Source organism: Croceicoccus sp. (assembly GCF_983967925.1).
On sequence record NZ_CFETID010000014.1, the window covers coordinates 1 to 13,200 of the forward strand.

Annotated in this window: 12 protein-coding genes; 5 read left to right on the forward strand and 7 right to left on the reverse strand. The window is 65.7% G+C overall.

Translation table 11 applies throughout. The annotated features are described in order from the left end of the window. The 5 genes from AC4FIJ_RS09395 to AC4FIJ_RS09415 all read right to left on the reverse strand — a co-directional run. A partial coding sequence (locus AC4FIJ_RS09395) for a methylmalonyl-CoA mutase family protein (RefSeq protein ID WP_490336460.1) occupies nt 1–581 on the reverse strand: 581 nt, incomplete at its 3' end. Between the two features lie 8 nt (nt 582–589). Next, nucleotides 590–1,369 (reverse strand): enoyl-CoA hydratase-related protein, encoded by a 780-nt coding sequence (locus AC4FIJ_RS09400; protein ID WP_490336461.1) that lies wholly within the window; start codon nt 1,367–1,369, stop codon nt 590–592. Then, a complete protein-coding gene (mce, locus tag AC4FIJ_RS09405; protein WP_490336462.1) occupies nt 1,369–1,806 on the reverse strand; it encodes a methylmalonyl-CoA epimerase in 438 nt (145 codons plus the stop codon). The genes AC4FIJ_RS09400 and mce overlap by 1 nt, the downstream gene beginning before the upstream one ends. Before the next feature lie 3 nt (nt 1,807–1,809). Next, nucleotides 1,810–2,283, reverse strand: coding sequence for an OsmC family protein (locus AC4FIJ_RS09410; RefSeq protein WP_490336463.1), 474 nt, complete (start codon nt 2,281–2,283; stop codon nt 1,810–1,812). 14 nt (nt 2,284–2,297) lie between these two features. Further along, on the reverse strand, nt 2,298–3,830 hold the full coding sequence (locus AC4FIJ_RS09415; protein ID WP_490336464.1) for an acyl-CoA carboxylase subunit beta: 1,533 nt from the start codon (nt 3,828–3,830) through the stop codon (nt 2,298–2,300). A 162-nt stretch (nt 3,831–3,992) separates the two neighbouring features. Between AC4FIJ_RS09415 and AC4FIJ_RS09420 the strand changes: the two genes are divergently transcribed. Beyond that, nucleotides 3,993–5,399, forward strand: a complete 1,407-nt coding sequence (locus AC4FIJ_RS09420) for a helix-turn-helix domain-containing protein (RefSeq protein ID WP_490336465.1) — start codon at nt 3,993–3,995, stop codon at nt 5,397–5,399. A 284-nt stretch (nt 5,400–5,683) separates the two neighbouring features. Beyond that, entirely contained in the window at nt 5,684–7,450 is a 1,767-nt protein-coding gene (locus AC4FIJ_RS09425; RefSeq protein ID WP_490336466.1) for a hypothetical protein, read from the forward strand. A 9-nt stretch (nt 7,451–7,459) separates the two neighbouring features. On the opposite strand, the gene gor is transcribed toward AC4FIJ_RS09425, so the two are convergent. Next, nucleotides 7,460–8,821 carry a glutathione-disulfide reductase gene (gene gor / locus AC4FIJ_RS09430; RefSeq protein ID WP_490336467.1) on the reverse strand — a complete coding sequence of 454 codons (1,362 nt, stop codon included), beginning with the start codon at nt 8,819–8,821 and terminating at the stop codon, nt 7,460–7,462. Between the two features lie 88 nt (nt 8,822–8,909). Beyond that, nucleotides 8,910–10,445 (reverse strand): glucose-6-phosphate isomerase, encoded by a 1,536-nt coding sequence (gene pgi / locus AC4FIJ_RS09435; protein ID WP_490336468.1) that lies wholly within the window; start codon nt 10,443–10,445, stop codon nt 8,910–8,912. Nucleotides 10,446–10,677: 232 nt separating this feature from the next. Here pgi and lepB point away from each other — a divergent pair, with 232 nt between their 5' ends. From lepB to era, 3 genes are read left to right on the forward strand one after another with little or no spacing between them, the layout of a single operon-like run. Beyond that, nucleotides 10,678–11,499: a signal peptidase I gene (gene lepB / locus AC4FIJ_RS09440; protein WP_490336540.1), complete on the forward strand. Its 822-nt coding sequence runs from the start codon at nt 10,678–10,680 to the stop codon at nt 11,497–11,499. A gap of 40 nt (nt 11,500–11,539) precedes the next feature. Next, nucleotides 11,540–12,241, forward strand: a complete 702-nt coding sequence (rnc, locus tag AC4FIJ_RS09445) for a ribonuclease III (protein ID WP_490336469.1) — start codon at nt 11,540–11,542, stop codon at nt 12,239–12,241. Between the two features lie 5 nt (nt 12,242–12,246). Next, nucleotides 12,247–13,188, forward strand: coding sequence for a GTPase Era (gene era, locus AC4FIJ_RS09450; protein WP_490336470.1), 942 nt, complete (start codon nt 12,247–12,249; stop codon nt 13,186–13,188). The last annotated feature ends 12 nt before the right edge of the window (nt 13,189–13,200 follow it).

Below are 13,200 nucleotides of genomic sequence, written 5' to 3' on the forward strand. Positions count from 1 at the left end.
TAGGTGTTGCGGACCATGAACTCCTTGAGGATGTCGTTCTGGATGGTCCCGGTCAGCTGGTCGGGGCTGACGCCCTGTTCTTCCGCCGCAATGATATAAAACGCCAGGCAGGGGATCACCGCGCCGTTCATCGTCATCGACACGCTCATCTGGTCGAGCGGGATCTGGTCGAAAAGGATCTTCATATCCTCGACGCTGTCGATGGCGACGCCCGCCTTGCCGACATCGCCCACGACGCGCGGATGATCGCTGTCATAGCCGCGATGGGTCGCAAGGTCGAAGGCGACCGACAGCCCCTTCTGCCCCGCCGCGAGGTTGCGGCGATAGAACGCGTTCGATTCCTCTGCCGTGGAAAAGCCCGCATATTGCCGGATCGTCCACGGACGGCCCGCATACATCGATGCCTTCACGCCGCGGGTGAACGGGGCGAAGCCGGGCAGACCGGGATCCCAGTCGGTCACATCGGCCTGCGTGTAGAGCGGCTTGACGTCGATCCCCTCGGGCGTGTGCCAAGTGAGGTCGCGGCCCTTCACCTCCTTGTCGGCAAGGGCTTTCCAGTCGTTCAGGGTCTTGTCGGTCATGTCGTTCCTCAGCGGCCCTTGAAGGCCGGCTTGCGCTTTTCGCGGAAGGCCTTGACGGCTTCGGCGAAGTCCTCGCTGAAACCGGCCTCGCGCTGGTTGCGCGCTTCTTCCGCGAGTGTTTCGGTGAATTGATGGTCCAGCGCATGGGCGACCTGCTTGCGGATCATGCCCAGCGCCTTGCTCGGCCCCGCCGCCAGCCTTGTGGCCAGTGCCTGCGCTTCGGCCAGCGATGTGCCGTCGTCGACCACGCGGGCGATCATGCCCATGGCCTTGGCGTCCTCTGCCGGAATCTTCTCGCCCAGCAGCGCCAGTTCCAGCGCGCGGGCGCGGCCGACCGAGCGCGCGACCATCCATGTCGCTCCCGCATCGGGGACGAGGCCGATATTGGCAAAGGCCAGCAGGAAATAGGCGGAGCGTTCGGCGATCACCACATCGCCCGACAGCGCGAAGCCCATGCCCGCACCCACGGCCGGCCCGTTGACCGCCACCACGAACGGGACCGGCAGGTCTGCAATCGCGCGGGCCAGCGGGTTATAGGATTTCTCGATCTCTTCGCTGAGGTCCGGGGACAGCCCATCCTTGCCGTCGCCCTGCAGATCGGCGCCAGAGGAGAATGCCCTGCCCTCTCCCGTCAGCACGATGGCGCGGGCGCCCTGCTGGACAGCGGCGACCATCGCTTCGCGCAGTTCCACGACCAACGTCGAGGTCAGCGCGTTCATACGGTGATCGCGCGTGATCGTCAGCGTGACCACATCGCCATCGCGTTCGGTCCTGAGAACGTCAGACATCAGTGCGCCTCCTTCGGTGTTTCCATGATTTCGGTCAGCATGCCCATCATGTCCTTGGGATGCACGAAGAAGATCGGGGTTCCGTGCGCCCCGATCCGCGTTGGGCCAAGGATGCGCTTGCCGATCCCTTCGAAATAGGCGCGCGCCTCGGCGATGTCGGGCACTTCGAAACAGACGTGGTGCTGCCCGCCCAGCGGGTTCTTGGCAATGAAACCGGCCACAGGCGAGTTTTCGTCCAGCGGCGACAGCAATTCGACCTGCGTACCCTCGGTCCCCTGCTCGCCGGGCGTGTGGACGAAGCAGACCTTCACGCCCTGCTCGGGCATGTCGAACGGCTCGGTCACGACGGACGCGCCCATGACATCGCGGTAATGCGCGATGGCGGCGTCCATGTCCGGAACGGCGTAGCCGAGGTGGTTCATCCTGCCCAATTTCATCGTTCAGCTCTCGATTATCGGTTCGATGGTCAGTGCGCTTTTCAGGCTGTTGGCGATGATGCAGCTCTTGTGCGCGCGGTGGTGAAGCTTCTCAATCTCATCTCCGCTCGGTCGCTTGTCGCCGGTGAACACGGCTCTGGGCCGCATGATGATCGCCGAGACCCACGGATCACCCGTCTCGTTCTTCTCGACCTTGCCTTCGGGGTTATCCTCATAGCTTGTCATCGTGAACCCTGCTTTCGCCGCATAGGCGAGGAAATAGAGCATGTGGCAACTGGCCGCCGATGCCAGCAGCGCCTCTTCCGGATCGACCGCGCTTTCATCGATGAGCGCGGCAGGAAGATAGCCCGGGGCCGCGCTGCCGGGAACCGACAGCCCTCCGTCAAAGCTCCAGCTGTGGGCCCGGCTGTATGTGTTGCTCGGGAAATCCTCCCCTTCGGAAATCTCCCAGCGTACCTTCGCGGTATGGTCGGCCATCGCACATTCCTCCCTTACAACGGAATATTGTCGTGCTTCTTCCAGGGATTCTCCAGCTCCTTATTGCGCAGCTTGCGCAGGCCCAGTGCGATGCGGCGGCGGGTGGAATGGGGCATGATAACCTCGTCGATGAAGCCCTTCGACGCGGCGACGAACGGATTGGCGAAGCGGTCCTCGTATTCCTTGGTCTTGGCTGCGATCTTTTCCGGATCGTCGCGGTCCTGGCGGAAGATGATCTCCACCGCGCCCTTCGCGCCCATCACCGCGATCTCGGCGGTGGGCCAGGCGTAGTTGAGGTCGCCGCGCAGATGCTTTGACGCCATGACGTCATAGGCCCCGCCATAGGCCTTGCGGGTAATGACGGTGATCTTGGGCACGGTCGCCTCGGCATAGGCGAACAGCAGTTTCGCACCGTGCTTGATGATGCCGTTATGCTCCTGGTCGGTGCCGGGCAGGAAGCCGGGAACATCGACGAAGGTCAGGATCGGAATGCCGAACGCATCGCAGAACCGCACGAAACGCGCCGCCTTTTTCGACGAGTTGATGTCGAGCACGCCTGCCAGCACCATCGGCTGGTTCGCGACGACGCCCACGGTGCGCCCCTCGACCCGTCCGAAGCCGCAGATGATATTGCCGGCGTGCTTGGGCTGGATCTCGAAGAAGTCGCCCTCGTCCAGCGTCTTCCTGATGACTTCGTGCATGTCATAGGGCTGGTTGGCCGAGGCGGGGATGATCGTGTCGAGGCCTTCTTCCAGCCGGTCCCACGGGTCGCTGGTGGGACGCTCGGGCAGTTCGTCGCGGTTCGACAGCGGAAGGTAGTCGATGAAATCGCGCGCCTGCAGCAGGGCGACGATGTCGTTTTCGCAGGCCAGATCCGCCACGCTGGTCTTGGTGGTGTGGGTCGATGCACCGCCCAGTTCTTCCTGTGTCACCACCTCGTTCGTGACGGTCTTGACCACTTCGGGGCCGGTCACGAACATGTAGGAGCTGTCCTCCACCATGAAGATGAAATCGGTCATCGCGGGCGAATAGACCGCGCCGCCCGCGCAGGGGCCCATGATCAGCGACAATTGCGGCACCACGCCCGATGCCAGCACGTTGCGCTGGAACACCTCGGCATAGCCGCCCAGCGAGGCGACGCCTTCCTGGATGCGTGCGCCGCCGCTGTCGTTGAGGCCGATGACCGGCGCGCCGACCTTCATGGCGGCGTCCATCACCTTGCAGATCTTCTGCGCGTGGCGTTCGGACAGCGATCCGCCGAACACGGTGAAATCCTGGCTGAAGACATAGACCAGACGGCCATTGATCGTGCCCGAACCGGTGACCACGCCGTCGCCGGGGATGTGGCCCTCGTCCATTCCGAAATCGACGCAGTTGTGTTCGACATACATGTCGAGCTCTTCGAACGAGCCTTCATCGAGCAGCACGTCAAGCCTCTCTCGGGCAGTAAGCTTGCCCTTGGCGTGCTGGGCATCGATGCGTTTCTGGCCGCCCCCCAGATGGGCAGCGGCGCGGCGACGTTCGACTTCGGCGATATTGGCGGACATGCGGACGAGGGCCTCCAGTGTGCTTACGATTGCAGGGACGGCAGGCGCCGCCATCCTTGCCAGACTGCCTATCGCGGGCGGCACTTTGCAAGTCCAATGCGAATTTGCAAAATCTGGCACGCAGGTTTTGCAAAACTTGGGCGCCCCGATTATCAGACGATTATGGACCGCCCACAACGCATCTTTGCCGGCAAGACGCTGCGCGCGCTTCGTTCGCGGCGCGGGATGCGTCAGGCGGAGATGGCCGGGACGCTGGGCATCTCGGTTTCCTATCTGTCGCAGCTTGAGAGCGACGACCGGCCGCTGACGCCTCCGCTGATCGCGGCGCTGACGCGGCATTTCGACCTGCGGCTGGACGATCTGGGCGGCGACAGTTCGGACAAGCGGGCCGAGGCGCTGCGCCGCGCGGCGTCGGACCCGATCTTTGCCGAGCCGCTGGGCGAGGATGCCGCCGCCCGTGCGGTGCGCCAACAGCCGCATCTGGCCGACCGCTTCGTCGCGCTGCACACTGCCTATCGGCAGGCGGGCGAGCGGCTGCAGATGCTGGACGAGGCGCTGGAGTCGGGCGAAACCGCGCAGTCGGGCCGCCTGCCGTGGGAGGAGGTGCGCGACTGGTTTCACGGCGCGGGCAATTACATCGACACGCTGGACCGCGGCGCCGAAGCGCTGGCGGCGCGGATCGCGGGCGATGCGCCTTCTCCGGTCGAGGCGGCGCTGGCGGGTTTTGCCGAAGGGCTTGGCCTGACGATCCGCGAGGGCGAAGCCGGACTGCGCCATTACGACCCTGCGCGGCGGGAATTGACGCTGGACCCGGCGCAGCCTGCGGAGACGCGGCGGTTTCAGCTGGCGTGGCAGCTGGCGGGGATCGCGCTGGCGGACGAGATCGCCTTCGTCACCGACCGGTCGGGGCTGGCCTCTCCGGGTGCGCGGCAATTGCTGCGGATCGGTCTCGGCAATTACGCGGCGGGGGCCTTGCTGATGCCCTATGAGCGGTTTCGCGCCGCCGCGCTGGTCGAGCGGCACGACATCGACCGGCTGCGGCAGCGTTTCGCGGTCAGTTTCGAGCAGGCCTGCCACCGGCTGTCGACGTTGCAGCGGGACGGCGCGCGGGGCATTCCCTTCTTCTTCTGCCGGGTCGACATGGCGGGCAACATCACCAAGCGGCATTCGGCGACGCCCCTGCAGTTCGCGCGGTTCGGCGGGGCCTGCCCGTTGTGGATCGTGCACGAGGCCGTGGCGATACCCGACCGCATATTGACGCAGCTGGCCGAGACGCCCGACGGGGTGCGCTATGTCTCGATGGCCAAGGGGTTGGTGAAGCCTTCCGGCAGCTATGCCCGCCCGCCGCGCCGCTATGCGGTGGCGCTGGGGTGCGAGGCGAAGGATGCCGCCGACTTCATCTATGCCGACGGGCTGGACGTGGCGGCGAAGGGCGCGGCGACCCCGATCGGCATTTCCTGCCGGCTGTGCCCGCGCGAGAATTGCGACCAGCGCGCCTTTCCGCCGGGGGACCGCGCCATCGTGGTCGATCCGGGCGGCCGGGGCGTGGTGCCCTATCGCTTTGGCTAAGCGGACAGACCCCTTCGAAAAGTGACAAAGGTGACAGGTCCTACAGGGGCTGTAACCCCGTGCCGCGCCGCGGAAATGCGCGGCTTTTGGGCCAAAAGTTACACCGCGGAGGGGCGGGGAAAAATCGGACGAGGTCAAGGAGCCGGATCATCGCCGGAATAGCGCGCGGACGGCGTGTAGGACAGCGTAAAGCGCGGGTGCTTCTCCCTCACCGCCACTGCGGAAATCTGGTATCTAGCGCGCTACACGGCGGGTCGCATCGGAGGTGGACGATGGAGCATAGGATGGCTCTGTCCGCGGCGCTGCTGGTTCTGGTCGGCGCGTCTGGCGGCACGGCAAGCGGATCGAACAATACGATCTCACCCGAAACACTGGCGGCGCTTGACCCGACGCGGGCGGGGCGGATCGCCTGCAGGGGGCTCGATGTGTCGGGCGCCACGCTCGAGCAGCGGCTGAAACTGGCCGAGGCGATGGGGCCGGACAACGCTTCGGGCACCATGGGGCTCTATCCCGGCCTGATGGCGACCGATCTGCCGCTGGGCGACATGGATCCGCTGGCGCGGCGCTATTTCGAGCAGGGGCTGGCGCTGGCCTATGGCTTCAACCATCGCGCGGCGATCCGGTCGTTCCGCCATGCGCAGCGGGTCGATCCCGATTGCGTGATGTGCTGGTGGGGCGAGGCGATGGCGAACGGGCCCAACATCAATGCGGCCATGAACGACGATCAGAACCGCGCCGCGCTGGCCGCGCTGGACAAGGCGCGCAGCCTGTCCGCCGGGGCCGATCCGATGGTCGCCGCGCTGGTGGAGGCGCAAAGCGCGCGCTATTCCGCCGATGCCGCATCCGACCGCGCGGCGCTGGATGCGGATTATGCCGATGCGATGCTGGGTCTGGCACGGCAGATGCCCGGCAGCCACGATCTGGCGGTGCTGGCGGCCGAAGCGGCGATGAACACCACGCCGTGGAACTATTGGGACCTCGATTCCGGAACCGCCCAGCCCCGCATTGCCGAGGCGGTGGCGCTGATCGAAAAGGTCATGGCGCGCAGCCCGCAGCATCCGCAGGCCTCGCACCTCTATATCCATCTGCAGGAGCTGCCCGAGCCCGAGAAGGCCGAAGCGGCGGCGGACCGGCTGCGCGATACCGGTCCGGCGGCGCTGGGCCATCTGGTCCACATGCCTTCGCATATCTATTACCGGATCGGGCGATATGCGGACTCGCTGGCCGCCAACCGCGCCGCCGTCGCCGCGGACGAGGCCTATCTGGCGCGGGCGAGCGACGACGCGATGGTCCGGTTCGGCTATTACCCGCATAATGTCCATTTCCTGCTGACGTCGGCGCAGATGATGGGCGATGTCGGCACCGTGATGTCGCAGACGGCGCGCCTGCAATCGATTCTGGATGTCGAGACCGGGCGCGAATTGCCGTGGGTGCAGGCGATCTATGCCGCGCCTTATTTCGCGCAGGCGCAATACGGGTCTTCGGCAGCGGTGCTGGCGCTGACGGGAAAGACCCATCCGCTCGAATATGTGGACGCGATGCGGCGTTACGCGCGGGCGGTCGCCTATGCGGACCAGCGCGACGAGGCCGGTTTTGCGAGCGAAATGGCCGTTCTGGAACGGCTGGCGGGATCGGAAGGCGTAACTGGAATGGAGGCCGCCGGATTCCCCGCGCCCCTGATCGTTCGCCTGTCGGCGGAAGTGGCGGAAGGGCGGATGGCCCTGTCGCAAGGCCGGTCGGACGAGGCCATCGCCCATTTCACCAAGGCGGCGGAGATGCAGAAGGCGATCCCCTATATGGAGCCGCCGTTCTGGTATTATCCGGTCAGCCAGTCGCTGGGCGCGGCCTATTACCAGGCGGCGCGGTACGAGGATGCGCGGCAGGCGTTCCGCGCCGCGCTGTTCGAGGCGCCCAACAATGCGCTGGCGCTTTACGGGCTGGCGCAGACCGAGAGGAAACTGGGCCACAAGCCGGAAGCCGCCGCCGCCGAAGCCGCCTTCGACAAGGTCTGGGCGGGCAACGATGACTGGCTGGACATGAAGCGGATCTGACGCCGCCAGTTACTTCAGCAGCACCAGCTCCTCGGCCATGGTGGGGTGGATCGCGACGGTGGCGTCGAAATCGTCCTTGGTCAGCCCCGCCTTCACCGCGACGGCGGCGGCCTGCATGATTTCGGGCGCGTCGGGGCCGATCATGTGGATGCCGACGATCTTGCCCGAATTGCCGTCGCAGATCATCTTGTAGAGGCCGCGTTCGTTGCGGCCCGCCAGCACGTTCTTCATCGGGCGGAAATCGGCGAGATAGACCTTCACGTCGCCCAGGGTGTTGCGCGCCTCGCCCTCGGTCATGCCGACGGCGGCGATGGGCGGGTGGCTGAAGACGGCGCTTGGCACGCAGTCATAGGACACCGTCGTCGGCTTGTTCCCGAACACGCTGTCGGCGAAGGCCTGCCCTTCGCGGATGGCGACGGGGGTCAGCTGGATGCGGTCGGTCACGTCGCCCACGGCGTAGATATTGTCGATATTGGTCTTGGAGAAACGGTCGACCTTGATCTCGCCCCGCTCGCCCAGTTCGACGCCCGCGTTTTCGAGGCCCAGCCCTTCGACGTTCGGCACGCGGCCCGTGGCGAAGAGGACGCAATCGACCTCCATATCCTCGTGATTGGTCATCGAGACGCGGAGGCAGCCTTCGTCGGTCTTCTCGATCCCGCGGAATTCGGCGTTGAAGCGGAAATTAATGCCCTTCATCGTCGAGATCTGGAGCAGGCGGTCGCGCACGCTCTCGTCATAGCCGCGCAGCAGCCGGTCGGAGCGGTTGATGATGGTGACCGTGCTGCCGAATTCGTTGAAGATGCCGGCGAATTCATTGGCGATATAGCCGCCGCCCGCGATCAGCACGCGCTTGGGCAGTTCGTCGAGGTGGAACGCCTCGTTGCTGGTGATGCCAAGCTCGTGGCCGGGGCAATCGGGGATGCGCGGGCGCGCGCCGGTGGCGATCAGGATCTTGTCGGCGGTGACCGTCTGGCCGCCGGACAGCTTGATCGTATGCTCATCGACCAGTTCGGCGCGTTCGTCGAAGATGGTGACGTCATGGTTGCCCAAGGTCTGGGTATAGAGGCCGCTGATGCGGGTGACATCGTCGAGCACGGTGTCGCGCAGTTTCTTCCAGTCGAAGCGCGCATTCTCGACCGTCCAGCCGAATTGCTGCGCGTCCTCCAGATCCTCGGCGAAATGGGCGCCGTAGACCAGCATCTTCTTGGGCACGCAGCCGCGGATTACGCAGGTGCCGCCGACGCGGTGTTCCTCGGCCACCGCGACGCGCGCGCTATGCGCGGCGGCCACGCGCGAGGCGCGCACCCCGCCGGACCCCGCGCCGATCACGAAGAGGTCGAAGTCGTATGGGCTGTCGGTACGGTCGGTCATTCATCGCTCCCTGAGTGGTGGGGGCGATATGGGCGGTACGGGGCGGATTGCAAAGCCGTCCGCCCCCTGCCCGACATTCCGGGTGCCGTTATTTGAGGCCGGCGGCTTCCAGCAGCGCCTCGGTGCTGGGATCGAAACCCTCGCCCTTGCCGCTCTCGATCTCTTTCGCGATCTGCTTGCCCAGTTCCACGCCGAACTGGTCGAACGGGTTGATTCCCATCAGCACCGCGTTGCAGAAGGTGCGGTGTTCGTGGAACGCGATCAGCGCGCCCAAGGTCGCCGCGTCCATGTCGTCGCACAGAATGGTCGCGCTGGGCCGGTTGCCGGGATAGCTGCGCGCGGGATCGTCGCTGCCCTTCCCCGCCATAAGCGCCGCGCCCTGCGCGAAGCAATTGGTCAGCAGGATGCGGTGGTGTTCGTCGGACAATGCGTCGCCCGGCGCGATGCTGGCGATGAAATCGACCGGCACCGTCACCGTGCCCTGGTGGAGCAGCTGGAACACCGCGTGCTGCGCATCGGTGCCGACGCCGCCCCAGGTGATCGGCGCGGTGGGGCCGTCGACGGGCTTGCCGTCCATCGTCACCAGCTTGCCGTTCGATTCCATCTCAAGCTGCTGGAGATAGTCGGGAAACAGCTTCAGCCGCTCGTCATAGGCGAAGACCGCGCGGGTCTGGCAGCCGCGCAGCCGCGTGTAAAGCTGGTCGGCGAAGGCGGCGCGCAAGGGGAGGTTGGCGCGCGCGTCGGTGTCGCGGAAGTGGATGTCGACCGCCTGCGCGCCCGCCAGCATCGCCTCGAACTCGTCCCAGCCCAGCGCGATGGCGACGGGAAAGCCGATCGAGGACCACAGCGAATAGCGTCCGCCTACCGTCTCGCTGAACGGCAGCACGCGGGTTTCGTCGACGCCCCATTCGACCGCCTTTTCAGGGCTGGCGGTCAAGGCGACGACGCGCCCATAGGGATCGCTGACGCCGTTCTCCTTCAGCCAGTCGAGCGCGCTTTCCGCGTTGGTCATCGTCTCGATCGTGGTGAAGGTCTTGGAGGCGACCGCGATCATCGTCGTTTTCGGATCGCAGGCGTGCATCGCGTCTTCCAGCGCGCAGCCGTCGATGTTGGAGACGACATGCACGTCGATCAGCGGCGCGTCGATGTCGCGCGCCAGCATGGCGAGCGCGCAGGCCGGGCCCAGCGCCGAACCGCCGATGCCGATGTGTATGAGGTGCTTCACCTCGCCCAGTTCGCCTGCGCGGATCGCTTCCACCAGTAGCTTCATGCGCTGGTGCAGCGCCATCGCTTCCTCGACGCTGCTGTCCTTGCCGACGCCGCGCTGGGCGGTGTGTTCGGCGGCGCGGCCCTCGGTCGGGTTGGCGATGCCGCCGGTCAGCAGCACGTCGCGGCGCCCGGCGAAATCCATCGCATCGGCCAGCTCCTCGAACGCGCCCATGTGAACCTCGTCCAGATGGGTCTTGGACCAGTCGAACAGGATCGAACCTGCCGTCTCCCCTTCGCCCCAGCCGATGCGGCCCGTCAGCGCCGACAGACGCTGCGGATCGGCGTCGAACAATTGCTTCAACGTGGGGGTCGGCAGGTTCTGAAGGCGGTCGCGGATCGCGGCGGCGTCGGTCATGGTAAGATCTGTTCCCTGTTGCCGTGTAACTGGTCGATTGAATCGGGCGGCGCGCAAGGTTTCGCTTGGCCGCCGTGCGCTTCCTGCCCTATGCCGCGCTGCGATACCAGACCATCGGCAGGCGAAAACAGGTTACATGCAAATTTCCGGTTCCAGCGATAAAGGCGACGATGCGCCCGGTGGCACGGCCGCGTCCGGCGATCCCTTTGCAAAGCCCGCCGACGCAAGGCCCGTGAAAAAGGAAAAGAAGGAGGACAGCTTTCCCGTCTTCCTGCTGAAGCTGGCGGTGATCGTGTTCATCTTCCGCAGCTTCATCTTTTCGCCCTTCAACATCCCGTCGGAATCGATGCTGCCGCGCCTGTTGATCGGGGATTACCTGCTCGCGTCGAAATGGTCGTATGGCTACACGCGCTATTCGCTGCCGTTCTCGATGCCGCTGATCCCGGGGCGCATCCTTGCCAGCACGCCCGAGCGCGGCGATGTCGCGATCTTCAAGGCGCCGCCGGACCAGGCGAACGACTATATCAAGCGCGTGATCGGCCTGCCGGGCGACCAGATCCAGATGCGCGGCGGTCAGCTGTTCATCAACGGTGCCGCGATCCCCAAGCGCCGCATCGAGGATCTTTTGCTGCCCGTCACGCAGAACATGCGCGATGCCGCCGCCGCATCGGGTCGCGGATCGCCCTGCATCGACATGCGGTTCGAGGAAACGGGGCCCGGCGCGATGAATTTCTGCCGCTATCCGCGCTATGTCGAAACGCTGCCTTCGGGCCGCAGCTATCAGGTGCTGGACCTGATCGACACGCCGCAGGACGACACGCCGGTGTTCACCGTGCCCGAGGGGCATTTATTCGCCATGGGCGACAATCGCGATAATTCCGAGGACAGCCGCTTTCCCGCGCGGATCGGCGGCGGGATCGGGATGGTGCCGATGGAGAACCTTGTCGGCAAGGCACAGGTCACCATGTTCTCGACCGACGGATCGGCCAGCTGGATCAAGCCGTGGACATGGTTCCAGGCGACCCGCTGGGACCGGATCGGCGAGACGTTCTGAGCAGCGCAATTGTCACGGGCAGCATCATGACGGCAGCATCATGACCGACGGGCAGAAACATCAGGAGCCACGAACGATCGGCGACGCCACGCGCGGCTGGATCGAGCGTGAGACGCAGCAGGCGCCGAAGGACGACGAGCTGTGGCTGGCGGCGCTGACGCATGGCAGCATGGGCGAGAGTTTCGATTACCAGCGGCTGGAATTCCTGGGCGACCGCGTGCTGGGGCTGACCATCGCGGAATGGCTGTACGACCAGACCGACGGGGCCGAGGGCAAGCTGTCGCAGCGGCTGAACGCGCTGGTCAGCCGCAATGCCTGCGCCAAGGTGGGCCGCGCGGTGGGGCTGGCCGATTACATGCGGCTGGGCAAGCAGGCGCGCGCCGATGGCGGGCTGAACAGCGACAATATCCTCGGCGACGTGATCGAGGCGCTGATCGGTGCCTGTTTCCTCGAGCACGGGTTCGACACCGCGCGCGCCATGGTGCGCCGCTGGTGGGCCGACGCGGTCGAGGGGCGCACGGGGCAGTCCAAGCATCCCAAGTCGGCTTTGCAGGAATGGGCCGCGGGCAATCGCCGCAAGATGCCCGAATACGAGTTGGTCGACCGCAGCGGTCCCGACCATGCGCTGCGCTTTACGGTGCGCGTATCGGTGCACGGCGTGGGCGATGAAACCGGCACCGGCATTTCCAAACAGCAGGCCGAAACCGACGCGGCGGCCCGCTTTCTTGAGCGTCACGGATAGGAATTATGGACAAGAGTGCAGACGACGCCCCTGCCGCAACCGAAACACGCTGCGGCGTGGTGGCGGTGCTGGGCGCGCCCAATGCGGGCAAGTCGACGCTGGTGAACGCGCTGGTGGGGCAGAAGGTGGCGATCACCAGCCCCAAGGCGCAGACCACGCGCGCGCGCCTGCTGGGCATCGCGCTGGCGGAAAACGCCGCGGGCGAGCCGACCCAGATCGTATTGGCGGACACGCCGGGCATTTTCGCGCCGAAGCGGCGGCTGGACCGCGCGATGGTCAATGCCGCTTGGGAAGGCGCGGACGAGGCGGATGCGATCCTGCTGGTGGTCGATCCGATCAAGCAGCGCCGGCACGAGCTGATGCCGCTGATCGAGACGCTGGCACAGCGGCCCGAGCGCAAGATCCTTGTGATCAACAAGGTCGATGCCTCGAAGAAAGAGGCGCTGCTGGTGCTGGCGCAGGACCTCGACGCGCAGGCCAAGTTCGACGAGATCTTCTTCGTCTCGGCGCTGACCGGCGACGGGGTGGACGAGATGAAGGCGCATCTTGCCTCGCTGATGCCCGAAGGTCCGTGGCTGTACCCCGAAGACCAGGTGTCGGACGCGTCGCAGCGGCTGCTGGCGGCGGAAATCACGCGCGAGCAGCTTTATCTGCAGCTGCGCGAGGAACTGCCCTATGACAGCGCGATCCGGCCCGAGGCCTATGTCGAGCGGCCCGACGGTTCGGTCGAGATCCGCCAGCAGATCGTGCTGGGCCGCGACAGCCAGAAACCCATCGTGCTGGGCAAGGGCGGCGCGCGCATCAAGGCCATCGGCGAGGCCGCGCGCGAGGAACTGTCCAAGCTGCTGGGCCAGAAGGTGCACCTGTTCCTGCATGTGAAGGTCCAGGAGAACTGGGCCGAGGACAAGGAGCTTTACGAGGTGCTGGGGCTCGACTGGGTGAAATAGGGCCGCGTTCGC

Excerpts from the sequence above, each read along its gene's own strand:
- AC4FIJ_RS09400 (WP_490336461.1), bottom strand. The coding sequence starts at position 1,369 with ATGTCTGACGTTCTCAGGACCGAACGCGATGGCGATGTGGTCACGCTG.
- mce (WP_490336462.1), bottom strand. The coding sequence starts at position 1,806 with ATGAAATTGGGCAGGATGAACCACCTCGGCTACGCCGTTCCGGACATG.
- AC4FIJ_RS09410 (WP_490336463.1), bottom strand. The coding sequence starts at position 2,283 with ATGGCCGACCATACCGCGAAGGTACGCTGGGAGATTTCCGAAGGGGAG.
- AC4FIJ_RS09415 (WP_490336464.1), bottom strand. The coding sequence starts at position 3,830 with ATGTCCGCCAATATCGCCGAAGTCGAACGTCGCCGCGCCGCTGCCCAT.
- AC4FIJ_RS09420 (WP_490336465.1), top strand. The coding sequence starts at position 3,993 with ATGGACCGCCCACAACGCATCTTTGCCGGCAAGACGCTGCGCGCGCTT.
- AC4FIJ_RS09425 (WP_490336466.1), top strand. The coding sequence starts at position 5,684 with ATGGCTCTGTCCGCGGCGCTGCTGGTTCTGGTCGGCGCGTCTGGCGGC.
- gor (WP_490336467.1), bottom strand. The coding sequence starts at position 8,821 with ATGACCGACCGTACCGACAGCCCATACGACTTCGACCTCTTCGTGATC.
- pgi (WP_490336468.1), bottom strand. The coding sequence starts at position 10,445 with ATGACCGACGCCGCCGCGATCCGCGACCGCCTTCAGAACCTGCCGACC.
- rnc (WP_490336469.1), top strand. The coding sequence starts at position 11,540 with ATGACCGACGGGCAGAAACATCAGGAGCCACGAACGATCGGCGACGCC.
- era (WP_490336470.1), top strand. The coding sequence starts at position 12,247 with ATGGACAAGAGTGCAGACGACGCCCCTGCCGCAACCGAAACACGCTGC.